This window comes from Streptomyces flavovariabilis, from assembly GCF_000725785.1.
Taxonomy (GTDB): domain Bacteria; phylum Actinomycetota; class Actinomycetes; order Streptomycetales; family Streptomycetaceae; genus Streptomyces; species Streptomyces hawaiiensis.
The window spans coordinates 20,609-45,252 of record NZ_JNXD01000034.1 but is presented as its reverse complement, the minus strand read 5'-3'; the positions used below and the strand labels follow the sequence as shown (position 1 = coordinate 45,252).

The following is a 24,644-nucleotide window of genomic DNA, read 5'->3' as shown; positions in this document are numbered from 1 at the left end:
TCAAGGGCAACGGCGTTCACCAGGCCATGCTCGGCATCGCCCGGCTACACAACCTGGCCCTCGCCCGATAACCCACGCCCCATACGGGACAACCTCTAGCTAGGTGTGGTGTCTCGGGACCTCGGCACGGTCGCAGCGGCCGTTGCACTCTCCGGGAGAAGCTCCTCAAAGCCTCCGCTCACCGGCCGGAGTGTCTCGCATCGGCAGCCTCCTCGGCGACCTCGGACGAGACCGCAGGTCAGGCTCCCGCCGCCGCATCTGTCCGCTGCCCCGTCGACTCAGACGGCCGGCAGCGCGTACAGCCGCTCGGCGTGCATCACGGCCAGCCGCTTGCCCGCCGCGACCACGTACCACTTCTCGCTGTCACCGGTGTTGTCGTTGTACGTCCAGCGCAGCTTCCCGGTTGCCGTGTCGAAGGCGTGCACGCCGCCCTTCTTGTCGTGCTCGGTCGCGCCGTACAACGTGCCGCCCACCTTGGCGAACTGCCACGCCTCCGCAGCCGAACCCACCAGATCCTTGTTGTGCCAGATCTGCTTGCCCGTACCGGGGTCCACCGCCCACATGCCGTACGCGCCGTCGGAGGCGTAGAGCACCCCGTCCAGGACCTGCGGATCGTTGAACCAGGTGAACTCTTCATTCGCCAGCGACCAGCGCTCCGTGCCCGCGGCCAGGGCGAACGCCCGCAGCCGCTCCCCGTCCGGCACGATCACCAGGTCCTCGTGCATGGCGAAGCGGTAGTAGTTGGACCTGCCGATCTTCTTCGTCCAGAGCTGCCGGCCCGTCGCCGCGTCGCGTACGGTCACGTTCTTCCGGTAGTCGGTGTACGCGAGACGCCCGCCGACGACCGCGGCGGTGATGCCGAACTCCTCGGTCCCCTTGTCACGCTGCTCACGCCAGGAGATCTTGCCGGAGGTGGTGTCGATCGCGGCGATCACGTTGGTCGGCGACGAGAGGTCCTCCTCCAGGATCCCGGCGAGGACGTAGACGTGTCGGTCGTCGGCCGCGATGGGGCGCGGCTGCTCGTACTCCTTGCCCAGGCGGCTGCGCCAGGTCTCCTTGCCCGTGGCCGGATCCAGGCCCACGACGTCGCCGTCGTACTCGGCGCTGGCGAGATAGAGCGTCCCGCCGCCGGTGATCAGCTTGGCGCCGGGAATGGTGATGCCAGGCCGTGACCACTTCTCCTTGCCGCTGACGACGTCACGCCCCACCAGCGGGTCACCCGACACCACGACCGTGTCCCCGATGACCGCGAGCGCGTGGATCCCGGCCAGGTTGTCGTTGCCTGTCTCCTGCTGCCACAGCGGCTTGGGCGCGGTACCCGGGGGCGGCGTGCTGAACGTGCCACCACCCTTGTCGGTGTCACCGCCCTGGCCTCCACCGGCAGTTGTGCCGCCGCCCGACGCGCCCGTTTCCTCCGCGGGGCTGCACCCCCATGCCCCTGCCCCCAGTACGGCCAGCCCGATCCCCGTCCCGGCCAGCCTGAGCGCCTGCCTGCGTGACACCGCGTGCTCGTCACGTCTGCCCATGTATGTTCCCCGTTTCCCCATTTTGGCCCGGATGTCGCCGACGCCCGCTCGGACGTCTCGAGCCCGGTCAGGCTAGCTGTCGGATTTCGGCCAGTCGTCGGGCGGTACCCAACCGGGACGCGTCCGTGAAACTCCTGTCACACAAGATCAGCAGCTCCTGGAACTGAGAAGGCGTCATGTTGAGCCCGTCTCACCCTGGGCGGCAAGTCCGTGGAGGTGGCGGACGCGTTTCCCGGCGTCGTGCCCATCCGTGAGAGGAAGGTCCCGCACGGACCTGCCGTGACCTTCAAGGCCGGCTAACACTGGTGGCGTGCTTCCATGCCTGGGCCAGGGCTGCCTCCTGCACCAGCAGCTCGTGGGCCAGGCAGTTCGGGAGTCGTCCAAGTACGGATCGGTTCTCGAACGCCGGCAGTCGGCTGACCTTGACAGCGCTGGGGGGTGTTCAGGAACGGAGTCCAACAACGACCGGCCGACCGCGCGGAGCCGTGGCGGCCATGTTCGGGCGAGTCGTTCGGCCATGAAGTCTCCGCCCCGGCGACTGAGGCCATGAGTGGATCAGGGGCCGAGAGGGCGTACTTCGCGGTTCAGTTGCTAGTAGTGCTTCGTTACGTCGGGTGATCTCGCCTGGTGGTGGGCACCTTCTCTGGTATGAGGCTGGGGGAAGTGGAACGGGTAACTTCCTTCCCGTTCAGGGCCAGGACGTAGGACAGCCCTCGCTCCTCGAGACCGAGCCGGAACGGGGTGCTGACGCCGGCTGTCGTATCCGGTGCGACTCCGACGGGATAATCCACCGCCGGTAGCCGACCAGGTCGGCGAGCTGCGGCATGACCGTGCGGATGCCCCGTCAGCGCAGATGGCGCTCAACGCCGCTTGAACTCCACCGGCCCCGCGTTCATCTCGACGGTGCCGTCCGGGTGGAGGACTGGGCGGCGCTCGGTCATACGGGCGCTGTAGGCCTCGATGTGGTGGATCGCCGCTCCGTCGCCGTCGGTGAAGTCGACGAGGGCGATGGCCACCCAGTAGCGGGTCTTGGTGTTCTCGTAGAGCGGGACGGTGACGGTCGAGCCGCGGCCGTCGGTGACCACGACCTTCGCGCCGAAGCTGCGGAAGGAGCCGAAGCCGTTGCTGACCGCGGAGTAGGCGCACAGGAGGACGTAGCCCTGCTGGTCAGGGCGGGCGATACGGAGTGTCTCCCGGCCGGGGACCCGAGCGTCGCCGTCGAGGCGGATGAAGGGACGGTTCTTCAGGGAGCCGAGACGCTTGTAGTAGACGACGTCGGCACCCTTGCCCTTCTTCGCGGTGTCCGAGTCGGATGCAGGGCGCGACCTCTTGTTAGCGGTGATGAGGGTGCCGGGCGGCCTCTCGCCGCGTAGGGCCACGGAAGCGGGAACGAACAGGGCGTAGAGGTCGAGGTCGGCGCCCTTTCTACGGCGCTGGTCGCTGCCGCCGTCCCACTCCAGGGTCACCGTGACCACCAGCTGGCGGTCCGCCTTGTCCAGGCTCATGGAGACCTGGCTGCCCTTGTCGAGGCTGATCGTGCCGAGCGGGGGTTTGCGCAGGCTCATGGGAGGCGCGGCCGGGGTCGTTTGTGCGTCGGTGGCCTGTGCGGGCTCTTCGGGCTCGCCCGGCTCCTCGGCCACGTCGATACCGAAGTCGGTGGCGAGTCCTGCCAGGCCGTCGGCGTAGCCCTGTCCGATAGCGCGCAGCTTCCAGGTCTCGCCCCTGCGGTACAGCTCCATCAGGAGCACGGCGCGTTCGCCGTCGGTGAGGGAGGGCGGGCGGAACTTGACCGAGTCTGCGCCGAGTTGGGCGGCGCAGACCAGTACGTCCTCGACGTCGCGGAAGGTGCGGCTCGCGTCGTCGGGGTCGCAGCTACCGACCAGGACGACCCTGTCCACGTCCGAGGGGAGCACGGCCGGGTTCATCTCGACGCGCTCATGCCCTGCGGCATCAGCGGCCAGGTGCCGGACCGCACCGGACTCGGCGGACGGCTGGTTGTAGAAGACCAGGTCGTCGTCGGAGCGCACCTTACCGTCCGCCGCCACCAGCAGAGCGCTGAGGTCGACCGTCCCGCCCACGGCGTGCAGTTCGGCGACGATGGTCCCGGGCCCCACCGCAATGTTCTCACCCTTGCCCAGCTCCGGCATGCCGCCCACTCCTTGAACAGTCCCCGTCAATCACGCCACCCTGTCACATCTGGCCCGAATCGGAACCCGCGTTTCCACGGGCCGGGACGGCCTCACGGGCACCGCCGCACCGCTCAAGGGCACGATCATCGCGACCGCTTCGAGGGAGGTCCTGATCAGGCGCGCCGAGCGTGTATTCATCGTGCTGCATGTGCAATGCGCTTTGAGACTGTGCAGTGGAGTCTGACCACGGCACCCGGCCCTCGGGCACACTACGACCGCCGATCCGCTACGAGGGCAAGGGCGGGCCCGAGTACAGGGTGAGGCACTGTCACGTTGGCTGACCGGTGGGATGATCTTCGGGTTGATCAACCTGGGAAGGGTCGTCTGTGGGGAGCGCGTCGCTGTCGTACAAGGGGCACCGCTACCCGGCCGAGGTCATCTCCCACTGTGTGTGGCTGTACTTCCGGTTCCCCCTCAGCTTCCGTGAGGTCGAGGAGCTGATGTTCGAGCGCGGGATCATCGTCTCCTACGAGACCATCCGCCGCTGGTGCGTGAAGTTCGCGCAGCGGTACGCCGAATCGCTGCGCCGCCGCCGGCCACGGTCTGGTGACAAGTGGCACCTGGACGAGGTCTTCATCAAGATCAACGGCGAGCGGAAGTACCTGTGGCGGGCCGTCGACCAGGACGGCATGGTGCTGGACATCCTGGTGCAGAACCGGCGGAACAAGGCCGCGGCCAGACGTTTCTTCCGCAGGCTCCTGAAGAAGACCCGCACGGTGCCCAGGGTGATCGTCACCGACAGACTCCGCTCCTACGGCGCGGCCCACCGCGAGGTCATGCCCTCCGTCGAGCACCGTTCCCACAAGGGCCTGAACAACCGGGCGGAGAACAGCCACCAGCCGACCAGGCAGCGTGAACGGGCGATGAAGGACCGGCCCACCACGGCCTAACCACAGGCCCGGCTCCCAAGCCCACCCTGCCCCGACGCGCCGTCAGGCAGTCACACACCCAACAACGTGACAACGCCCCAACGACACTTCTTGACGATCAACACCAACTCGATGGCCGTCGCCGCCTTCACCCTCCCATCCGGCAACGCCCCTCTGCCCGACCAGGTGACCCTCATCGAATGGGAAGAAGAAGGAGAAGGGGCTGGCCCCGGAGGATCCAACCCCAAGTCAGCCGGAGAACCACCAAGCATCTGAGACGTCCCACCCGTACGCTTCGAAGGCGCCGCATCGCCGACCCCGAGGCCTGCAGCCCACCACCAGCAGTTTTCGTCGACGAGGTCAGCGAGACAGTCCAGCTGGCCCGGACGTCGCGTCGTTTCTTCGATCCGCCCGACAGGGATCAGGCCGTCGAGGACGTCGACGACGAACTGGGACGCGGGGCATGGCTTCGAACTCGTCTCGTGACTCGTCGTTCAGCACCGTGTGCGTATCAGGTGACGGATGCTCAGCGATGGCTGGGCCTGCCGGTCAGTCGATGCCTTCGACGATGCGGAAGTCGCGCTCGAAGCCGTCGGGGAGGGCCACCAGCGCCTTCTGGTATGCCTCGCTCTCGTATGCCGCGACGGCCTGTTCGAAGCTGTCGAACTCGATCAGAACGACGCGTTGCGTGATTCCGGCCTCGTGGGCGACGACTCGACCGCCATGGGACGGGATCCGGGACAGGACGCGCCCGCCCCCAGCCTGGACAGCCGGACCGGCCAGCTTGTCGTAGGCAGTCAGCCCCTCAGGGTCGGAAATGGCGGGGTAGACACTGACCCAGTAGCCCTTAGCCATGGAAACCTCCTGTGTTGGGCCGGACACGTCCGACTTCGAATTGACACTCAGATCGATCGATCCCGGCGACGGGTACTGCCGTCAGTTGAATCGCCGTACGCGCAGGTTAGGGCTTGATGTGCGGTCGAGGGAAAGACCGGTACGGGATAGACTCAGAACGGATCGTTATCAATCGGCAGGGAGGCCACGTGGCGCCGGATACGGTGAGCCTGCGGTACTTCCTGGTTCTGGCCCAGGAGTTGAACTTCACCCGCGCGGCCGCACGGATCGGTATCGCACAGCCCGCACTCAGCGCCCGGATGCGCCGATTGGAGGCAGAACTCGGTACGGCCCTGCTGGTCCGCAACACGCGTAGCGTCGTATTGACCACGGCCGGTGCGGCTTTGGCGGAGTCCGCGCCGCCCGCGCTGGCGGCGCTGGACCGGGCATGGGACACCGCCCGGAGCGCGGCGGCCGGTGAACTGGGCACGCTGCGCATCGGATACAGCCTCAGCACCGGGGCCGAGACGGCACCGGCCCTGGTGGACAGGCTGATTCGCGGCAACAGCGGACTCGAGGTCGGCGCGGTCCCGATGGCGACACCGGAGATCTCCCCCGCGGTCGCCGACGGCCGCATCGATGCCGGGATCACCCGCGGTGAACAGCCGGGCCGTGGCGTGCGCCGGTTCCTGCTGCGGCGTGCGCGCATCGGGGTCCAGCTGGCGCAGCACCATCCGCTGGCCGAACACCCGGAGATCGAGATCGCCGACGCGGCCGCGTATCCGCTGCGACTCCCGGACCGTGCGGCCAACCCCGTGATCCACGATCAGCTGTCCGCACTGTTCCGAGACACCCGACCACACCCCCGATTCCACACGCCCGCAGTCTCTTTCGACATGTCTCAGCGCGACCTGCGCGACGGGGTCACCCTCGCCCCGGCCGGAGAAGCCGCGGCCACGGTACAACCGGCCGGTCTCACCTGGCGACCACTGCGAGGCGCGCCCAGCCTGACGATCCAGCTGGTCCTCCCACGCGAGCAGTCACCACTACACCGCCGCATCCGTGCCGTCGCCAAAACCCTGGCGCACGAGCTGCACTGGCTGCCGGACTGACGCGCAAGAGGACAAGCGAGACGGACGCCTGCGGTGGCGAGACCGAAGACCCTGCGCCCGGCGGACTGCGCGGTGATGACGACGACGGCGGTCTTGCTGAATGTCCGACACGACCTCGCTACGCCGGCGGATCAGCATCCGATGATGGCCCCGGGTCCGGTCCGAGTCGTACACCGCGGCGACGTCCTCGCCCAGCCCGAGATCTCGGCGGATACCGCGCCTTCGCCGACGCCGAACCGGACTAGCACGGGTAACCGGCGGAACTCCTCACCGAGGTCGACACCGGCAGCTTCACCAGGAAGCAGTAGCCGACTGAAGCCCTGCGGCCAGGAGTCCTGCCCCATCCTCGCGGGGAAACAGCCAAGGGTGTGACTCTCCTGCGGATCAGCCCGGATCGGACAGAAAATCCTCGACAGCAGCGGCGAACTGGGCCGGAGCATCGTGGTGCACGACATGACCGGCAGGCAGCTCGGCGCGACGGACCTTGCCAGCGCGACGGGTGATCATTTCGCTGGCATGGGCGGCCGCCAGCTCATCGCTGCGTGTTCCGCGGATCAGCAGAGTGGGGCAGGCCACCGCCGTCCAGTCCTGCCAGTGGTCACCATTGAGTGACTTTTGGGACGCCACCGTGTGCTCGATGTCGAACGAGAATCCCCAGCCGTCCTCCGACCGACGGAAGGAACACTCCAAATACGGAGCCGTCGAGCCCAGCGCGGCCACCAGATCCTGGCGCGACGGCGCATGGCGGGGCAGACGCAAGGTGAATGACCAGTCACTGTCCACCACTGCGCCGATATCCTCGACGATCAGCGCACGCACCCGATCGGGCTGCCGGGCAGCGTACTGGTATGCGTTCACTCCGCCGAGCGAGTGGCCCAGCACCGCCACCGGCCCGATGCCCAGATGCCGATGGAAGGCAGCGACATCAGCGACGTAGTCGTCCCGCTCGTAACGCTGAGCACGATCGGACTCGCCGTGACCGCGTTGATCGAGCGCGATCACCCTCCACTGCGGCGCCAACGCCTCAGCCAAGGGCACGAACGCCGACGCCTCGTTGTAGTGTCCATGCAGGGCGAGGAGCGGAGTACCCGGGCCACCGAAGTCCAGATACGACAGTTTCCGTCCGCCGACTACGAAGAACTCACGCATGACACGGATGCTATGCGGCAACACTGACACCCCATGGCTGACCAGCAGCCGACAGAGGCCAGAGCCGCCTTCCTCTCGGTCAGAACGAGCTACACCCAACGGACATCGCCCCACGAACCGCCCTCTGAGATCCCACACCAGGCTATGAGGGCGGCCTCAGCCGTGCACATGCGAGGGGCCGGAGCTGGGGCACTTCGTTCCGCTGGGGGACCGTCCGGGGCGCGGCCAGGGAGCCGGTGATCGCCCCTCACGGTCGGCTCAGTGGAGCCGGAGGCGTCGATACCCCGCCCGTTCAAGGAACGTCAGGGCCCGAGTCTCGCCTCAGCGACCGATGCGTTACCGGTGAATATGAAGCGGGGGCCAGCAGCGCCATGTCCTTGGCCAGTGCACCGATTGTGAACTCAGCCGTGACAGCGGTCGGCTCGTCGGCGAGGAACGTCCGTTTGCGGGCTACGAGTCCGCCGAGCTGGCCGAGTTCGAGGACGTCCAGCACTTGGGCACGGGGCAGGCCCAGGGCGTCGGCCTGCCGCAGTGAGTCGCGCAGCGCGAGGACGGCGCCGGCCAGACTGCTGTTGGCGATCAGCTTGAGCGCGGCGGCTGTGGTGGCTTCGCCGACACGCCGCACGGTGCCCAGCGTTTCCAGCACCGGCCGGGCTCGGTCGAGCGCGTCTTGGTCGGCGGCGGCGAGGATCTGCAGGGTGCCGGCGGCAGCTGGCACGGAGCCGAGCAGAGGGGCGTGGACGTAGGAGACTGGCCGAGTTGCCGGGCCAGCGTCGACGCTTCGGCGGGGGCGATGGTGCTGGTGTTCAGCACGATCGCGTCCGTTCGCAGCGAGTCACGGACGCGGTCGACAACCTGCCGGCAGGCCGGGCCGTCGAACAACGCCAGAAGAACGATGTCGGCCTTCGCCACGGCGTTGTTCGGGTCGCCGGTCGTCTCGACAGCGCCTGTTGTGTGCCCAGAGCGTGTCCAACCGACGACTTCCCCATGATGGTTGGCGAGTCGTGTCGCGATGGCGGCGCCGATGCGACCCAGGCCGAGGACGGCGATCGTGCGCGGAGCGGTCATGCGTCCCAGCGTGCGGGCACCGCGATGCCCGCGACAAGCGCAGGTCCAGCAGGGCAGCTATGCGGGCCGCGCAGACCGGCAGGCATACTTGCGCCATGGAGCTGGCCGTGCGGCGGACGTTCGTGACGGTGTGTCGGCTGGGGTCGCTGTCGGCGGCGGCCACCGAACTCGGTTACACGCAGTCGGCCGTATCCCGGCAGATCGCCGGGCTTGAGCGCCAACTCGGGGTGCCGCTGGTGCAGCGGCATGTGCGCGGAGTGCGTCCGACGGCTGCCGGCGAGGTGTTCCGTCACCACGCCCTGGTCACGCTCAACGACGCCGATCGCGCTGTGCGTGCCGCACGGGACGTTCGTGACGGGGCGTTCAGCCGGCCTCTGGCGGTCGGCGCGACGCCGTCTCTGGCTGCCGCGATCGTGCCGCGGCGATCCGCCGCCTGCTGGACGAGGCCGCACCCCTCCGGTGGAACATGGTGCCCGGGCTGAGCTCACAACTGCACGACCGCGTGATCGCCGGCGATCTCGACATCGCCGTCGTCACCGATGCACCACCGGGGGGGCTGCCCAACGACCCACGTGTCCAACGACGGTTCCTGGGGATGGACGACATGGTCGTCGTGCTGCCCGTCGACCATCGGCGGGCAGGACACGGCCCGGTGCACATCCGGACGCTGGCCGACCAGACCTGGGTCGAGGACAACGACGGCTCGGCAGCGCTGCTGCGCCAGCACGCCGCCCGCGCCGGAGTGACCGCCCGCATCGACCTCAAGGGCGGCCGATCTGCCCGGCAAGGTGGCCCTGGTCGCAACCGGCCACGCCATCGCGCTCATACCCGGTGTGCTGACGGGCGCGCTGCGGGCCGACGTCACCACAGTGGCCCTCATCGATCCCCCGACCCGGGGCGTCTACGCGATCACCCCGCGTCGCGACCCGAACCCGTCCGCAGCGTCCCTGCTCGACCAGCTCGCGACAGCCTTCGGCCCACGGTGTCCCACCCACGCCGCGCACCAGCCGACTGAGACGAACGTCGACCCCGCCGCGCCGGCACTTCACGACGGCATCACGGAAACACCCGGCTGAAAATCCCTGCCAGCAGGAGCGAATCAGGCATTGCTCGGCGTGTCCGATCCACGGCGTGCTCACCACTGGTGTACTCACCCTCGGCCCCAGGCCACCATCGACGATGTCGTTGCATCGGATGCCGTGCCATCTCGGCCCTGTCGGCAGGAGTCTGTGATGGGGACACCCCCAGCCGGTTATCCCTCATGGCTTGGTCCAGCCGGGCTCGGTTCGTCGACCAGCGAGGGGGACCGAGTCCGGTGCGTCCGGCGGTACGTCACTGGGACGGCGTACGCGGACCGGCCTCCCACGACGGACCCACCCCCGACGGACCTGCCCCCGACGGACGTCGCCGCACGGCGGCGGCCGTCAGTGTGACGAACAGTGCTAGGGCCACCGGGATGGTCAGAGCCCATGCCAGGCCGGTCAGCTCCGCTACGGCGCCGATGAGCAGCGGCCCGGTCAGGAAACCGAGGTAACCGATGCTGGCCACGCGGGCGATCGCGCGGCCGGCGTGCCTCGGGTCACGGCTGCCGGCGGCGGAGAACACCTGTGGCGCGATGCAGGACAGACCGGCGCCGAGACAGCCGAAGCCGACGATGCCTGCCAGCGGGTGGCCGACCAGCAGCGCGGCGCCGAGGCCGACCGCCGCGACGGCACCGCAGCCGCGTACCAGGGCGACCGGGCCGACTCGCGCCGTCAGGCGGTCCCCGACGAGCCGGCCGGCCACCATCATGATCGAGAACGCGGCGTACGCGGCAGCCGCGAACCCGGCTCCGCTACCCAGCGTGTCGCGCAGGTAGACACTGCTCCAGTCAGCCGCCGCGCCCTCTCCGACCAGGCAGCAGAAGACCAGGATCCCGAGGAACAGCACCCCGGCCGGAGCGGCGGCGCTCCGCTGTGGACGGTCGTCTCCGATGGTGGAGCGGTCCTGGCTCACCGGTGGGAGGTAGTCGGCGGGCAACGCCAAGTGTGCTGTCCACAAGGCGGCCGCCACGACGGCGGCGCCGACGGTGAGAAACGTGGTGGCCGCGGCCGAACCGGCATGGGCGGACAGGCCACCGGCCGCCGCCCCGACGAAACCACCGATGCTGTAGATCGCGTGGAAAGACGACATCAGCGGCCTGCCGGCGGCGCGTTCCACATCGACGGCGTTGGCGTTCATGGCGATGTTGAGGGTGCCGTGAACGGTGCCGAACGCGTAGAGGGCGGCGGCGAGGGTCACCACGTCGACCGCTAGGGCGGGCAGGATCAGGAACACTCCCTCGACGAAGACCATCGGGACCAGCACCGTACGACTGCCGTACCGGTCGAGGAGACGACCGACCACCTGCATGCCGGTGATCGCACCGGCGGCGAAGGCGAGCAGCCCGACGGCCAACTGTCCGTCGCCGAGGTCGAGCCGCTGCCTGATTGCGGGGATACGGGAGGTCCAGGCGCCCAACGCGGTCCCGAAGGCCAGGAAGGCCAGCGACGTCGCAACGCGGGCTCGGAGCAGGACTGCCTGATGGTCGCGGACACGGGGCACGAGTACCTCCAGGTGCGCCTCGGCAGCAGAGTCCGGGGCGGGGGCGGTTCGGCACGGAGCCCGAGCCGGGACAGGCGTCGGGGCCTGGTGGGACGGCGGCCCTCGCAGCGGTCAGGGAGCGGGATGTGAGTGCCGTCGGCGCAGTCCCGTCGGCGCGGTGTGTCGTCGGTGCGCGACTTGGTCAGGCGTTGTCGAGGCGGTGCCGCAGTTCGTCGTCCAGTTCCAGGTCCAGCGCGCCGAGGCACTCGTCGAGTTGGCTCACCGAGCTGACGCCGAGTACCGGCAACACCGGCGGGCTGCCGCGGAGCAACCAGGCGAGGACCACCTGGTTCTGTGTCGCACCCAACTCGTTCGCCACGTCGGCCAGCACCTCCAACCGCCGTCTGCTGTTCGCGTGGTCGTACTGCTCGGGCAGCGGCCGGTCGGAGCGGGTGTACGCGCCGGACAGCAGCACCGAGTAGCCGAGCACCGTCAGGTCGGGCTCCTCACGTGCGCAGTCGAGCAACTCGTCGCTGATATGTGGATTCGCGCCGAACTCGGCACCCGGTCGCGGTCGCAGGTAGGTGTGGCGCTGCTGAACGCAGCTGAAACCCGGCAGGCCCGCGGCCCTGGCGATCTCATGGGCTTTGGCGACGCGCCACGCGGCGTGGTTGCTGCACCCCGTGACCCGGGTCAGGCCCTCGGTCACCAGCGACGCGAAGGTGGCCACAGTGTCTTCCAACGATGTGCGACGGTCCTCGATGTGGGCGTAATAGACGTCGAGATGATCGGTGCCCAGGCGGCGCATGCTGGCCACGGCCTGAGCCCGGACCACCTTGTCGGCCAGCCCTTCCGCGTGCTGTGGCCAGGCGGCACCCGGAGGGTCGGGTAGCGCGCCCACCTTGGTGGCCAGCACGACACGGTCGCGGGCCCGCCGGGACGCCAACCACCGGCCCAGTAGTTCCTCGCTCTCCGCACCGGTTCCGCCGGGCACCCAGAACGCGTAGGTGTTGGCGGTGTCGATGAACGTGCCGCCTGCGTCGGTGAACCGGTCGAGGACGGCGAATGCCCGCCGTTCGTCGACCGTCGTACCGAAGTGCATGGTTCCCAGGCACAGCGCGCTCACGCCGAGCCCCGAACCGCCGTTGGACAGCATCCTCTGTTCCACGTCGGCCTCCTGTCGTGATCGCGGTTCACGCTAACGACGGTTGGCAAGGCCGTACGATCCAATCGCATGACCGAATCCCGGACCAATCTCGCGTGGGGCGCGCTGCTCGACCTCCCCGCCACCGGCGCGAAGCACGAGCGGCTGACCCGCGCGCTGCGGGCGGCGGTCCGCTCCGGGCGGCTGCCCACGGGCAGCGCCCTGCCGCCGAGCCGCGTCCTCGCCGCCGACCTGGGCTGTTCCCGCTGGGTCGTGACGCAGGCGTACGCGCAACTGGTTGCTGAGGGATATCTGGACGCACGGGTCGGGTCGGCCACCCGAGTGCGCTGGTCTCCCGACGCGGAGCCCATGCAACCGGACGCCGGCCGACCGCCGACGTCGCCGACGCGGTTCGACCTGACGCCGGGCCTTCCCGACCTACGCGCCTTTCCGCGGTCCCGGTGGGGTGAGGCACTCCGCGACCAGACACGGCGTGTGCCGTTTACTGATCTGGGTTTTCCCGTCCCGGGCGGACACTCGGACCTCCGCCGGGCCCTGGCAGACCACCTGCACCGCTGCCGGGGCGTCGTGGCGGACACCGACGACGTCGTGGTCTCCACGGGCGTCACGGACGGCGCCGCCCGTATGTTCCGCGCCCTGCGAGCGGAGGGGATCGCCCGCGTGGCCGTCGAGGACCCCGGTTGGACCCGCCTGCACCACGTGGCGCGCGAGGCCGGGCTGAGCGTCGTCCCTGTTCCGGTGGACGAACACGGCCTTCGGGTGGAGGAGTTGGACCGTGACCCGTCGGTCCGCGCGGTACTCAGCACTCCGGCCCACCAGTTCCCGACCGGCGTCACGCTCACGGCCGGGCGCCGCGCAGCGCTCGTGGAGTGGGCGCGGCGGGTCGACGGGGTGGTGCTGGAGGACGACTACGACTCCGAGTTCCGCTACGACCACCGGCCGCTGAGCGCGGTCCAGGGGATGTGCCCGCAGCGGGTCGTGCTGTTGGGTTCGGTCAGCAAGACCCTGTCGCCGGCCCTGGGCATCGGCTGGGTGGTCGCGCCCCCGAGGTGGTGCCAGGTGCTGCGGACCAGCGGCACCGCCCGGTCCGGCCCGCCGGTGCTGGACCAACTGGCGTTCGCCCGCCTGCTCCGGACCGGTGGCTATGAGCGGCACCTGCGATCGGTGCGACGGCGTTACCGGGCTCGGCGGGCAGCCCTGCTCGCCGCGCTTCGCAGACGGCTGCCGGCATGCCGGGTCACCGGTACGGCCGCCGGCCTGCATCTGGTGGCGCACCTCGGTGCCGACGTCGACGCGGCCGACGTCGTCACAGCCGCGGCCGCGCGCGGACTTCGGCTGGTGGACCTGCGCACCTACCAGGTGGACCGCAGGGAACCGGCGAACTACCTGGTCCTGGGCTACGGCAATCTCGCCGACGGTGCCATCGACGACGCTGTGGCCGTGCTCGCCGCGGCGGTGGCCGACCAGAGCGCGCGGGACCGTCCGGAAGTGGTCAGCGACCGGTTGTCCACATGAGAGCGAGCTTCTCTCGGACGTGTCCGGTTCGGCTGTCCCGCTTCCCGTACTACATGAACACCTTCGGGATGCACTCCATCCACGGCCGCGCCCCGGCCATCGCCGCCGGCCTGGCCGTCGCTCGTCCCGATCTGTCGGTGTGGGTGGTCACTGGTGACGGGGACGCCCTGTCGATCGGTGGGAATCACCTGATCCACACCCTGCGGCGCAACGTGAACCTCAAGATCCTGCTGTTCAACAACCGCATCTACGGACTCACCAAGGGCCAGTACTCGCCGACCTCGGAGACCGGCAAGGTCACCAAATCCACCCCCATGGGTTCGGTCGACGACCCCTTCGACCCGGTGTCGCTGGCACTGGGCGCCGGTGCCACCTTCGTCGCCCGCGTCCTCGACTCGGACCGCGCAGGACTGACCGACGTGCTCACCGCGGCCGCCGAACACCGGGGTACCGCGCTCGTGGAGATCTACCAGAACTGCCCGATCTTCAACGACGGCTTTCGCACCGGCTCGGCTGCCGAACCGTCATCGAGCGAGGCGACCCGCTCGGCTACCGCACAGTTCAAGATCTTTTGAGGGCGCCGCCGGGACCGACCGAAAGAAGGGGAACCGACGGCGTTGGCAGCGCAGCCGATGAACTCAGCGCTCGTGTACGTCACGTTCAGCTGGTCAGCCCCTGAGAGGTCGTTTTCTCCAATATTTTATCCCGGAATGAGTGTTTGATTCCCATATGTAGAGTTGTGCCAGGAGAGGGCGGCATCGCCGGGCAGGCACACCAGTCCAGGCCGCATCCTCGCTTTCCGGTCCCGGGAACGGTTCTGACTCCCGGCTCATGGCAGATTCCCTGCTGGCCGCCCATCCCTGTAATCAACTCCGTTTGTTTCATTGACATCTCACGCGGAATACCTACCGTTGGGAGCGCTCCCATGGCAGCTTTGCAACTGGAAGGAGTCCCCCCCACATGCCCAAACAGAGTCCGTTAGCCGGGCGTTTGTCGCCCCTCCGCCGGCCTCTCCAGGCGTTCGTCATGCTGTTCGCCGTGGTTGTCGGCGCACTCACCTGGTCGGCCCCCGCCCAGGCTCACGGCACCGTCGTCGGCCCCGCCACCCGCGCGTACCAGTGCTGGAAGACGTGGGGCAACAACCACACGAACCCGGCCATGCAGACCCAAGACCCCATGTGTTGGCAGGCCTTCCAGGCCAACCCCGACACCATGTGGAACTGGATGAGCGCGCTCCGCGACGGCCTCGGTGGCCAGTTCCAGGCACGGACCCCCGACGGGACGCTCTGCAGCAACAACCTCTCGAGGAACGCCAGCCTGAACAAGCCCGGACCGTGGAAGACCACCACCGTCGGCAACAACTTCTCGGTCCACCTGTACGACCAGGCGTCCCACGGTGCCGACTACTTCAAGGTCTACGTGAGCAAGCAGGGCTTCAACCCCAAGACGCAGACCCTGGGCTGGAGCAACCTCGACTTCATCACGCAGACCGGCCGCTTCGCCCCGGCGCAGAACATCACGTTCCCTGTCCAGACTTCCGGCTACACCGGACACCACATCCTGTTCGTGATCTGGCAGGCCTCGCACCTCGACCAAGCCTACATGTGGTGCAGCGACGTGAACTTCGGCTGAGCCGCAGAGCACGCACACGACACCGGCCTCTGCCGGGCGCCGGTAACCCGCCGTCCGGCCGACCGGGCCCCGTCGGGGCAGGGGCCCCATTTGGTCACCCTGCCCCGACGGGGCTTCCTGCGTTCCTCACTTGACTCTGTCGGGTCATTGGATGGTCGGACTCAACTGCCGAGGACCGCCAGGACTTCGACCGGGGAATCTCGTTCTGGTCCAGGAAGGTCTGGAAGGCGGTTGGCGGTCTCGGCGAAGAGGGTTTCTCGTCGCCGAGAGACCGTTTTTTCTCGTTGCTTCATCCCGGTATATGTTGCTGATCCGTTGATGTCGGGTCGCGCCAGGAGATGGTGGCCTCGCCGGTGAGGCGGCGGGCCATCAGGTCGGTCATGGCGAGGTGGATCATGGCTTCGGAGCGGGCGGGCAGGGTTTCGTAGTCGCGGGCCAGGCGGCGGTGGAACATCAGCCACCCGTAGGTCCGCTCCACGGTCCAGCGCTTGGGCAGCGGAGAGAATCCCTTGGTTTGTGCGGCAGTCGGTCAGTCGGTGGCCGGGGCTGGCTTGCGGGCGTCCAGCTGGAGCGGGGGCTCTTGCGGGTCAGGCGTCGGGTCATCACGGTGATGAGTGCCCGCCACAGCAGCACCGGGACGAGCGCCCCCACCCTGCCCGCCATGGACTGGGCCAGCCCTAGACCGTGCTCCTGCGAGGCGCCGTCCTGTGCGTCGTCGTGACTCACGAACGCCTCCCGTCGGCAGGGGACATGAGCGAGATCCTCTCCATTGAGGGGTGTGGGACCCGGCGCCAACTCGCATGTGCCGACGGGCCGTTGGGCCTGCCCTCTCTACCTAAGTGATTCACGGGCCCGATCACTCATGCCGCCCCGCAGAAATCACCGACCGTCCCCGCCCGGCAGCACTGTGCAACATTCAATAAACAGTGCTAGCTACGCAGAGTGGTCCCCTGACCAGGCATAACCCGACCGCACGAGTACTGCGAACACGCCTCCGCATGCCGAACATGTTCCGCGTCACACCCTGTAGTCCACCCGGCGCGCGCCAGCTCTACATCGGCGCGCCCGCAACAGCAGGCGCCCTATCGATCTCCTACGCACCGCCCCGCATGAGCGTGTCGCCGTTGCCTGTCGTGATCGACAGCGGCTCCCCGCGCAATGCGCCCGCGAAGGCCGTGCACGGCCTCACCGCCCTGGACGGCACCCCGCCGCCCGAGATCCTTCGACCGGCCGGGAGCAGGTGCGCCAGTACGGCGGACGCGTCGTCCACGGCGAGGTGGTCTCGGCCGAGTCTGCCGCCCCGTCGGCGGACGGGGATTTGCGGTTCACCGTCAGGAACTCCGCCGCCAGCATCTCGGGCCCGCAGCCTCCGCAGGCCTGCCCGCGGAACTGGACCCGCCCGGCCGCCTGGACGCTCGTCACAGGCCCTTTCCCGAGGCGGGTAGGCCAGGGGGCCCGGAACCGGACCGCCTGTCACGCGGCAGAGGCACCCGGCGTCCGCTGCGGTGCGGGCCCGCTGGCACCGCTGGTGGGCAAGCGCCGACGGCGCCAGGCGGCCGCCACGGACGGGATCACCGAGGAGACCCGCGCCCGGCTCGGGCGTATGCACAACGCCTGTTCGACGCCCGCGACACCGGGGCCAGCGACCAGGAAATGCGTGGACCATTCCGCCGGCCTGAAGCATCGACAACGTCGAGGTCCCCGCCGTGGAAAGGGATCCCCGCATGTCCGTCCCCACGGCCCCGCGCTGCGCGTACCGTGGCGATGAGACCCTGCCTGGAGGAGCCATGAGCGCCCAGTCCGACCACGTGCCCGCCTCGCCGGCCCCGCCCGCTCCGACCGCGGCCGCGCAGCTGCTCGCCCAGCTGCGCGAGGCAACCCGCGCCAGCACCTGGGTGCCCGCCTTCGAGCAGGACTGGGCACGAGCACTTGAGGACTCCCGGCACAGCTACAGCCTCAGCCCGCTCCATGACGTCGTGCGCACGTGGCAGGCCCGCCTCGCCGCGGCCCCGGTCGTGGACACGTTCCTCGCCGGCGGCTGCGACGACTCCGACGGCGTCGACCTGGCCGACGTCCTCGGCACCCGACCGTGAGTGACACACCCTGGCCCGCGCGCCTGTCGCCCAAAGCGCTGTCCGTCCTGGAGGAGTTGCCCAAGCACGCCCAGGAGATGGCCCGCGACGTGCTGGACATCGCCGGCCGAGACCCGTGGTCCTTCCCGCCCTTCGACGCACGGGACCCGGAGGGCGAGGACGTCCGCTCCGCCTCCGTGGGACAACTCACCGCCGTGTACTGGACCAACCGTGCCGCCGGGCGCCTGTACGTCATCGACATCGTCTGGCTCGGCTGACCACTCCCCGAGGGACCGCAGCGGCTCGGCAACGCAACTCGCCACTGCAAGCACCTTTGTCGGCCGGGCTGCGTAGCGCCCCGGCGCCGTCCGCGCTTCGCACGGCGCCGGGGCACGACAGCCTGCCCGATCAGCAGCTGGTGGCCCACTTGTGGGAGCGGAGGGTCTTCGGGGTCGAGTAGGTGTGCTTCAAGCCGTTGGCTGCGCAGCCTTCGTAGGTGCTGTAGTTGGCGTAGCGGTAGTACTTGACGGTGTCGTAGCCTCCCGAGTGGCCGTTGTTGTATACCGACCTGACCGTCGTGGTGCCCGACCACGAGCACGTGATGGCACCGCCCCGCCAGTCGCTGTCGTCGGCGTCCCAGCTGCACATGCTTCCGCTACCGCCGCTGCCGGAGAAGAAGCAGACGTCGCCCTTCACACAGCGGTCGTAACCGCTGGCGGCCTGGGCTGAAGTGGCGGGGACGCCCAGGCCGACGGCCGTCAGGGCGAGTGTGGCGATGGTGACACCTAGTTTGCGCATGTTTGTTCCCCCTTGGTCTGCCTCGATCGAGGCGCATGAAGGTGCGGCCGGGCGTTGTGGGCGACGTTCAGTGATGTCGCTTCCGGTGTGCCACGCCGCTCCCGGTGACGTGTTCACACCATGGCCGACCGGGCCGGGTGCCGGTACCTCGTACATCAGAGGAGTGGCGGTACGCGCCGGCGAAATCCCCGCTCAGGCCGGGCATTCGCCCCGCCACCGCACGGAGTCGATGGTCCGGCCGCCGGAGGCGAAGTTGCCCCGGCCCTCGTCCCAGCCGCGGTGCAGACAGGCGCCGCCGCCCTCCACGAAGGTGACCTGGACGTGGTCGTAGCCCTCCTGAACGTTGCCGTTGTTGAAGAACGACTTGCGCAGACCGCACGCGCTGCTGGGGTCATCGCTGTCGGTCCGGCACACGCTGCCGGTTCCGTCAGTGCCGGAGTAGAAGCACACCGAGCCCGGCGGGCAGTCCTTCCAGGCGGCGGAGTCGCCGCAGTTGGCGCTGGTCACGCTCGGCCACTGCTTGCCGACGCCCGTGTACTCGACGCCGTTGAAGTGGACCGGCTTGCGGTGCCTTTCGTCGGTGAAGTCGCCGGTCGCCAAGTACCGCTGTTCGTAGTGGAGATGGGCCCAATTCGTGCCGCCGGAGGCGCCGATCCGGCCGATGCGCGTCGAGGGCTGGACCTTGTCGCCCTTCTTGACGTAGCGGTCGGGGGCGTCCTTGAGGTGGTAGTACGCCGTGAACCAGCCGCCCGCGTGCTTGACCTGAATGGTGTTCCCCGAGCCGTTGTCCCAGTAGGTCGCGGTGACCGTCCCCGCGGCGGACGCCTGTACGGGCAGGCCGTCGGATCCGGTGTTGCCCTTCACCACGATGTCGAGTGCGGGGTCGTGCCCGGCGTCGTAGGTGTTGAGCTGCCACTGGCTCTGGCAGGAGAACGGCATCTGGAAGGCGGGCTTGCCCGGGGGTGGCGCCTGCGTGACCGATGCCCGGTCGGCGGAGGCGGAACCAGCAGCCGAAGCGGAACCGGAAGCGCCGGACATCGTGGCGGCTCCCAGCGACAGCGCGGCCGCACAGGCGAGCATCGCCGTACGCAGCCGGTGTCCAAGGCGCCGGACTTTCCTCTTGCTCTGCGGCATCGGACCCCTTTCGCAGGGCCGGGCGGCGTGCCCGGCGGAGGTGTGCTCCGCTCACCGTCCCGCCGGAGGGCCGTCACCGCGTACTCGTATCTCAGAGGGTTGGGCCGCCGAAGGGCGCGCATCACTGGCTCGGCACTTCTTCTCCCAGATGTGCGACCGGATCCGCAGCGGCGCGGTGAAGTTCTCCCTGGCGCCCACCTCGACGCAGCCCAGAGGCTCCCGCAGCCGCTTCTGCGCGTAGTAGGCGACATCGACGAACTCCTCGCCCGCGTCGGTGTCGTGGCCGTTGTTGAAGACCGACCGGGCCTTCTTCGGGGCGGCCCAGCCGCAATGGTTCTCGCCTGCTGTCCAGTCGTTGTCGTCGCCGTCCCACGCGCACATCTCGCCCATGCCGTCCCGCTCGGTGAAGAAGCAGACGCTGCCCTTGTCGCACCGGTCATAACCCACGGCGCCCGCGGCGGTCTCGCCCGCCCCCGCCAGGGCGTTGTTCACCCCGAAGCCGAGCGCCGCGAGCCCGGCCGCCGCCATCGCGGCCCAGCGCCACCGCCGAGGCAGCGGGTGCGACCGGGGCGAGCGGGCCGTGCCCGCCGCCGACTCCACCCTGCGCAGCAGTGACGCCGCGTCGTGGACGGCGCGCTCCCGGTGCGTGCGGGCCAGGCAGTCCGCGATGATCTGCTGCCAGGGGGAGGGGAGTTCGGAGGAGAGGCGCAACTCGTCATGGCCCTGCGCGTAGCGCACCGCCGCGTCCCGGCGGGCGGACGGGGTGGAGCCCGGCAGCGGCTGGGAGCCGGTGAGCACGACATGGGCGAGTACGCCGAAGGCCCAGACGTCCGCCGCCGGGCGGATCTGGCGGCCGCGTTCGCCGATCTCGGACCAGAGCAGCTCGGGCGGGGTGTAGTCGGGCGTGGAGAAGGCGGGGGTGTACGCGTGCGTGCCCTCCATCTCGGCGGCCATGTTGAAGTCGGCCAGGCGCACCGAACCGTCCTTCATGAGAAGGACGTTGGGTGGCTTGAGGTCGCCGTGCACCCAGCCCGCGTGGTGCAGCTGGTACAGGCCGGCGCAGATCTGGGCCAGCAGCTCGGGCCCGCCGCGCGGTCTCGGCGTCCGGGAGAGCAGGGCGTCGAGGGACTCCTCGGCCTTCTCCAGTACGAGGACGGTGGCGCCGTCGAGCTCCGGGTGCCCGGGGTCGTCCACCGTCAGCGTCTCGTACAACCGGATGAGGCGTGGCGCCTGCAGCCGGCTCAGCAACTTCACCTCGCGCTCGGCGAGTTCCCGCAGATGGCGCAGCTGGCGTGGGGTGCTGGTGCCGCTGGGCAGGAACTTCAGCGCGGACACGGACGGTGGCTCCCCGGACGGGCCGACGCGTCGGCCCGCGTACACGCTGCCGAAGGCCCCGGCGGCCATGGGCTCGCGGACCTCCCAGCCGCCGACGCGATAGCCCTTGGGGACGTGCACGGAGTACGGATGTCCCGGGCTCGTACGGAACGGGTTCACCGCACCGCCTCGCGGGGGCGGGTGAGCAGGACGAGATCGTCCTCCCGGACAAGGTCGAAGCGGAGCGCGAGCGAGACGAGCGACTCCTTCTTGCCGTTGAGCCGGGGACCGGACTCCGCCGTGTCCGGGGCGGGCTTGAGGCGCAGCTTCACCGCCAGGTAGTCGATGTTCCACTGCACGGCGGCGCGGTTGGTGGTGGGCCAGATCGGTCGCAGCCGCTCGGCCAGCTGCTCGACGGTGGGCAGCTGCGCGTGCGGCGCACCGCGCAGCCGGGGCTCGCACAGCGCGGTCAGCACCGCGAAGTAGCGCTTGGAGCGGTCCAGGGCGAACGCCGGGGCGGTGCTGGCGCCGTTGAGGGACTCCTGGTCCGTCGCCTGGGTGTCGAGGTAGTCGTGGCGTGGCGCCCACACTTCGAAGCTGAGCAGCTCGCCGCCGGCGGGCAGTACGACCCGGGCGAACTCGAAGGGTACCGGGGCGTTGAGGCGGCCCGGTGCGACCTTGATGTGCTCGCCCGCACCCTCCGGGTTCTCCACGACATAGGTCTGGGAGTGGCTGAGGTTGCTCAGTATCCAGAAGGTGTCGTGTGCGGATATCCGGCCGGCGGCCCGGGACACCCCTTCGTGCGCGATGGTGAGGTGAGGGCCTGGCGCCCCCGTGCTCCGGCCGAAGTCGAGCTGCTCCCCGGGCGCGAGGCGGATCTGTTCCCCGGGCCCGCCGTACTCGGGCGGCACCACGATGATGCTGTACATCATTTGTCCCCCTTGTTGTACTAACAAGCCCTAAAGTTAGGGGTGGTTCCCTTCTCAGGAAAAGGGAACGCGTTCCACTGGGGAGAGCGGCGTGCATCGCGGACGCGGTGAGGACCGCCTCAGCAGTGATCGATCCAACGGTGGGACAGCGGGGCGTACGTGCCCGCCAGGTTGCCCTGTTGGCGGACCGCGGTGCAGCCGGTCCGCCGGCTGTGCCGGGTGCGGTCGATGCCCGTGGGGGTGAAGTCGCGGCCCCGGAAGTACTCCACGCGGCGCTGTCACGTTGGCTGATCGGGTGAGATGTTCTTCGGGTGGATCAGGCCGGGAGGGGTCGTCCGTGGACAGCGCGCCGCCGTCTTACAAAGGGCACCGGTACCCGGTCGAGGTGATCTCCCACTGCGTGTGGCTGTACTTCCGCTTCCCGCTGAGCTTCCGTGAAGTCGAGGAACTCATGCCCGAGCGCGGAGTGATCGTCTCCTATGAGACGGTCCGGCGGTGGTGCGACAAGTTCGCGCAGGCCCACGCCGGCGCGCTGCGCCGTCGTCGGCCCCGGCCGGGAGACAAGTGGCACCTGGACGAGGTCTTCATCAAGATCAACGGCGAGTTGAAGTACCTGTGGCGGGCCGTCGACCAGGATGGGATGGTGCTGGACATCCTCGTGCAGGACCGGCGGGACACCGCCGCGGCCCGGCGGTTTTTCCGTCGGCTGCTGAAGAAGACCCGTACGGTGCCGCGGGTGGTCGTCACAGACAAGCTGCGCTCCGGTGCGGCCCACCGAGAGGTCATGCCCTCGGTGGAGCACCGCTGTCACAAGGGCCTGAACAACCGGGCGGAGAATAGCCACCAGCCCACGCGGCAGCGGGAACGCGCGATGAAGGGCTTCCGATCGGTCGGCGCCGCGCAGCGGTTCCTGTCCGCGTTCAGCGGCATCTCACCTCACTTCCGGCCCCACCGCCACCTGATGACCGCCCACGGCTACCGAGCCGAGATGACCATCCGGTTCGCCATCTGGGACCAGATCACTGGCGCCGCCGGCCAGCCCGCCACGGCCTGAACACAGAACCCAACCGCACGCCCACCATGCCCCGACACACCGTCAGGAGCCTGCAAACTCAACAACGTGACAACGCCCTCCAAACGACTCCCCGTGAAAGTGACACAGCCAACCCCCGAAAGCTACCTCGCCGGACCTCACCTGCGTGGCTCGATGATCTGGATCAAAGACCTCACCAGGACCGCTCAGTGATCAAAGCTCGCCTGTTACTCCACCGGTGACCAGGGAGCAGAGCGCAGGTGAGCGACGCTGTGTCGAGCACGGCCCTCCGGCGCCCCGCCGACCGCCTTGCCCACCGCGACCATGGAGACGATCGCCCACCCCGGGTTCGGGTCCAGCTCCTTGGTGAGCCCTTCCAGGTCGAAGGCCCGGAACTGGTGCGCGGCCAGCCCCATAGCCTGGGCCTGAACAGTCATGTGGGCGATGGCTTGGCCGAGGTCGTAGTCCGCGAACTCGGAGTAGAGCAGCTGGGTGTCATCGACGTGCCGGCGCGTCAGGGTGACCACGAGCAGACTCGCGTCCGTCGCCCAGCGGGCCGAGCTCGGCGCAAGGTGAGGGAGAACACGGTCGTGCTCCAACTCACCGGGCCTGCTGGTGAAGAAGCCCCACGGCTGGGAGTTCCCCGCCGACGGTGCCCACCGCACGGCTTCCAACAGCAACCCAAGGGCGTGGTCATCGACGACCGTGGACGGATCGAACCGGTAGGGGCTGAAACGTCCGGCGAGCAGTGGATGTATGCCGCTGGGCGGCTCCTGAGGATGGTGCATGTTCCGCTGCAACCGACCGCGAGTGCGTATTCCGGCTGGCCGCGAGCACCTCCCACGCCAGACCATCTACCGGATCGAAGATCCACGCCCGGGCAAACCTGCAGATCACGACTCGATACGCGCCCTAGCGCACGATCTGACATGGGTGTTCCTCAACCCCCGACCCGAGCCGAGCAGCCAGCGGTAACACCGCCCGTACGATGACCGCGTGACAGCACGCCGCACTCTTGGCTCCGGTCCTCAGGCCGCGCACACCGTCCGCGCCACCCAGGCCGACCTGATGGACGCCCTGCCCGGCGTCCACCTCCCGGACGTTGCCGAGCTGCGCGCCCGGGGCGTACTCGGTGGACACCAGGCAACGCCCCCGGCCCCAAGGCGGACTCTCGGAGCCGGCGGCCCCGCCGACGAGGAGTCGCCGGGCGACGACGGCTGACGCCGCCCGGCCGGCAGGGCGTTCAGTCGCCCAGTGCGACCTTCAGAGGTGCGATAGATCATCTACGGGCGCACGCTTCTTTCATGAACAACGTGTAGTTCCCTCCACCCGTATGCGCTGAAGCCTTGTCCGCGTTGCGCTCCGCCCAACGGCCCCAGGGGCCTTGCGCGGCCCGGCGCCGGCGGGCCGCGCAATCGAAGAGCCGCCGGGCTGACAGCCGTCATCGACGACGACCAGCCGCGATAACGGCTGTCAGGAGCAATCCACCCAACCCTCCTACCGCAGCTGCCGTCTCTCGCAGGGCCGGGTGCTCGTGGAGAACGTAGGCGAGGAAGCCGAGCACCAGCAGACCTGTGACGAGTCGGTGCAGCAGTCGGTGCGGATCGGGATCCGGCGCTCGCGTCGGGGTCGACTGGGCCGTGGTCATTGTGGTTTCCCCTCAGGTCTCAACGGTGGGACAGCGAAGGAGGATGTCCCTCTGCCTCTTTGCGTCGCGGGGGTGCGCTCCGGACAGCACCTCTC

The 24,644-nt window shown here is 69.0% G+C and carries 21 protein-coding genes and 6 pseudogenes; 13 read left to right on the top strand and 14 right to left on the bottom strand.

From position 1 onward, the window contains the following. Positions 1-278 precede the first annotated feature (278 nt). Both IO24_RS0137675 and IO24_RS41395 read right to left on the bottom strand, forming a co-directional pair. Entirely contained in the window at positions 279-1,526 is a 1,248-nt protein-coding gene (locus IO24_RS0137675) for a PQQ-binding-like beta-propeller repeat protein (RefSeq protein WP_031143988.1), read from the bottom strand. Positions 1,527-2,386: 860 nt separating this feature from the next. Beyond that, a complete protein-coding gene (locus IO24_RS41395) occupies positions 2,387-3,673 on the bottom strand; it encodes a TerD family protein (RefSeq protein ID WP_051906010.1) in 1,287 nt (428 codons plus the stop codon). Between the two features lie 368 nt (positions 3,674-4,041). Here IO24_RS41395 and IO24_RS0137660 point away from each other — a divergent pair. Then, positions 4,042-4,584 (top strand): annotated as a pseudogene (locus IO24_RS0137660) (IS6 family transposase); the annotation flags it as partial. A 549-nt stretch (positions 4,585-5,133) separates the two neighbouring features. On the opposite strand, the gene IO24_RS0137655 reads toward IO24_RS0137660, so the two are convergent. Beyond that, entirely contained in the window at positions 5,134-5,439 is a 306-nt protein-coding gene (locus tag IO24_RS0137655) for a DUF1330 domain-containing protein (RefSeq protein WP_031143982.1), read from the bottom strand. A 188-nt stretch (positions 5,440-5,627) separates the two neighbouring features. Between IO24_RS0137655 and IO24_RS0137650 the strand changes: the two genes are divergently transcribed. After that, complete coding sequence (locus tag IO24_RS0137650) at positions 5,628-6,530, top strand: LysR family transcriptional regulator (RefSeq protein ID WP_031143981.1); 903 nt, start codon at positions 5,628-5,630, stop codon at positions 6,528-6,530. Between the two features lie 384 nt (positions 6,531-6,914). Here the strand turns inward: IO24_RS0137650 and IO24_RS0137645 are convergent, their stop codons facing one another. Beyond that, positions 6,915-7,679 carry an alpha/beta fold hydrolase gene (locus tag IO24_RS0137645; protein WP_037669555.1) on the bottom strand — a complete coding sequence of 255 codons (765 nt, stop codon included), beginning with the start codon at positions 7,677-7,679 and terminating at the stop codon, positions 6,915-6,917. A 313-nt stretch (positions 7,680-7,992) separates the two neighbouring features. Further along, positions 7,993-8,747 (bottom strand): annotated as a pseudogene (locus tag IO24_RS41390) (NAD(P)-dependent oxidoreductase); the annotation flags it as partial. A gap of 95 nt (positions 8,748-8,842) precedes the next feature. Between IO24_RS41390 and IO24_RS47495 the strand changes: the two are divergent. From IO24_RS47495 to IO24_RS47485, 3 genes and pseudogenes are all read left to right on the top strand, one after another. After that, positions 8,843-9,229, top strand: a complete 387-nt coding sequence (locus IO24_RS47495) for a LysR family transcriptional regulator (RefSeq protein ID WP_338055615.1) — start codon at positions 8,843-8,845, stop codon at positions 9,227-9,229. Further along, positions 9,214-9,459: pseudogene (locus IO24_RS47490) on the top strand (LysR substrate-binding domain-containing protein); the annotation flags it as partial. The gene IO24_RS47495 and the pseudogene IO24_RS47490, both read left to right, overlap by 16 nt. Positions 9,460-9,535: 76 nt before the next feature. Then, positions 9,536-9,823 (top strand): type 2 periplasmic-binding domain-containing protein, encoded by a 288-nt coding sequence (locus tag IO24_RS47485; protein WP_338055616.1) that lies wholly within the window; start codon positions 9,536-9,538, stop codon positions 9,821-9,823. A gap of 256 nt (positions 9,824-10,079) precedes the next feature. Here IO24_RS47485 and IO24_RS0137630 read toward each other — a convergent pair whose 3' ends face one another. Continuing rightward, the gene (locus IO24_RS0137630) at positions 10,080-11,330 is read right to left on the bottom strand and encodes an MFS transporter (protein ID WP_078899538.1); all 1,251 of its coding nucleotides are present in this window, start codon (positions 11,328-11,330) and stop codon (positions 10,080-10,082) included. Between the two features lie 181 nt (positions 11,331-11,511). Then, positions 11,512-12,465 (bottom strand): aldo/keto reductase, encoded by a 954-nt coding sequence (locus IO24_RS0137625; RefSeq protein ID WP_031143978.1) that lies wholly within the window; start codon positions 12,463-12,465, stop codon positions 11,512-11,514. Between the two features lie 78 nt (positions 12,466-12,543). Here IO24_RS0137625 and pdxR point away from each other — a divergent pair, with 78 nt between their 5' ends. From pdxR to IO24_RS0137610, 3 genes and pseudogenes are all read left to right on the top strand, one after another. Continuing rightward, on the top strand, positions 12,544-13,989 hold the full coding sequence (pdxR, locus tag IO24_RS0137620) for a MocR-like pyridoxine biosynthesis transcription factor PdxR (protein ID WP_037669553.1): 1,446 nt from the start codon (positions 12,544-12,546) through the stop codon (positions 13,987-13,989). 35 nt (positions 13,990-14,024) lie between these two features. Further along, a pseudogene (locus IO24_RS0137615) lies at positions 14,025-14,486 on the top strand (thiamine pyrophosphate-dependent enzyme); the annotation flags it as partial. A gap of 463 nt (positions 14,487-14,949) precedes the next feature. Further along, complete coding sequence (locus IO24_RS0137610; protein ID WP_476718221.1) at positions 14,950-15,621, top strand: lytic polysaccharide monooxygenase auxiliary activity family 9 protein; 672 nt, start codon at positions 14,950-14,952, stop codon at positions 15,619-15,621. A gap of 289 nt (positions 15,622-15,910) precedes the next feature. On the opposite strand, the pseudogene IO24_RS41380 reads toward IO24_RS0137610, so the two are convergent. After that, positions 15,911-16,108 (bottom strand): annotated as a pseudogene (locus tag IO24_RS41380) (transposase); the annotation flags it as partial. A 520-nt stretch (positions 16,109-16,628) separates the two neighbouring features. On the opposite strand from IO24_RS41380, the pseudogene IO24_RS47740 reads away from it, so the two are divergent. From IO24_RS47740 to IO24_RS44830, 3 genes and pseudogenes are all read left to right on the top strand, one after another. Further along, positions 16,629-16,954: pseudogene (locus IO24_RS47740) on the top strand (hypothetical protein); the annotation flags it as partial. A gap of 454 nt (positions 16,955-17,408) precedes the next feature. Further along, a complete protein-coding gene (locus IO24_RS0137595) occupies positions 17,409-17,714 on the top strand; it encodes a DUF6247 family protein (RefSeq protein ID WP_031143969.1) in 306 nt (101 codons plus the stop codon). Further along, positions 17,711-17,971 carry a hypothetical protein gene (locus IO24_RS44830; RefSeq protein ID WP_031143967.1) on the top strand — a complete coding sequence of 87 codons (261 nt, stop codon included), beginning with the start codon at positions 17,711-17,713 and terminating at the stop codon, positions 17,969-17,971. Before IO24_RS0137595 ends, IO24_RS44830 begins: the two co-directional genes overlap by 4 nt. A 130-nt stretch (positions 17,972-18,101) precedes the next feature. On the opposite strand, the gene IO24_RS0137585 is transcribed toward IO24_RS44830, so the two are convergent. From IO24_RS0137585 to IO24_RS45395, 5 genes are all read right to left on the bottom strand, one after another. Then, complete coding sequence (locus IO24_RS0137585) at positions 18,102-18,491, bottom strand: peptidase inhibitor family I36 protein (RefSeq protein ID WP_031143964.1); 390 nt, start codon at positions 18,489-18,491, stop codon at positions 18,102-18,104. A gap of 192 nt (positions 18,492-18,683) precedes the next feature. Next, the gene (locus tag IO24_RS42290; RefSeq protein ID WP_078899540.1) at positions 18,684-19,625 is read right to left on the bottom strand and encodes a peptidoglycan DD-metalloendopeptidase family protein; all 942 of its coding nucleotides are present in this window, start codon (positions 19,623-19,625) and stop codon (positions 18,684-18,686) included. A 51-nt stretch (positions 19,626-19,676) separates the two neighbouring features. Continuing rightward, positions 19,677-21,029: a protein kinase domain-containing protein gene (locus IO24_RS46095; RefSeq protein WP_199808901.1), complete on the bottom strand. Its 1,353-nt coding sequence runs from the start codon at positions 21,027-21,029 to the stop codon at positions 19,677-19,679. A gap of 86 nt (positions 21,030-21,115) precedes the next feature. After that, positions 21,116-21,868 (bottom strand): hypothetical protein, encoded by a 753-nt coding sequence (locus tag IO24_RS46090; RefSeq protein ID WP_037669562.1) that lies wholly within the window; start codon positions 21,866-21,868, stop codon positions 21,116-21,118. A gap of 119 nt (positions 21,869-21,987) precedes the next feature. Further along, a complete protein-coding gene (locus IO24_RS45395; RefSeq protein ID WP_157851327.1) occupies positions 21,988-22,137 on the bottom strand; it encodes a hypothetical protein in 150 nt (49 codons plus the stop codon). A gap of 68 nt (positions 22,138-22,205) precedes the next feature. Here IO24_RS45395 and IO24_RS0137560 point away from each other — a divergent pair, with 68 nt between their 5' ends. Continuing rightward, positions 22,206-22,922 (top strand): IS6 family transposase, encoded by a 717-nt coding sequence (locus IO24_RS0137560; RefSeq protein ID WP_031143960.1) that lies wholly within the window; start codon positions 22,206-22,208, stop codon positions 22,920-22,922. Positions 22,923-23,128: 206 nt separating this feature from the next. Here the strand turns inward: IO24_RS0137560 and IO24_RS0137555 are convergent, their stop codons facing one another. Continuing rightward, a complete protein-coding gene (locus tag IO24_RS0137555; RefSeq protein WP_031143957.1) occupies positions 23,129-23,689 on the bottom strand; it encodes a nitroreductase family protein in 561 nt (186 codons plus the stop codon). A gap of 208 nt (positions 23,690-23,897) precedes the next feature. Between IO24_RS0137555 and IO24_RS45390 the strand changes: the two genes are divergently transcribed. Continuing rightward, positions 23,898-24,122: a hypothetical protein gene (locus tag IO24_RS45390; protein WP_157851326.1), complete on the top strand. Its 225-nt coding sequence runs from the start codon at positions 23,898-23,900 to the stop codon at positions 24,120-24,122. Positions 24,123-24,644 lie beyond the last annotated feature (522 nt).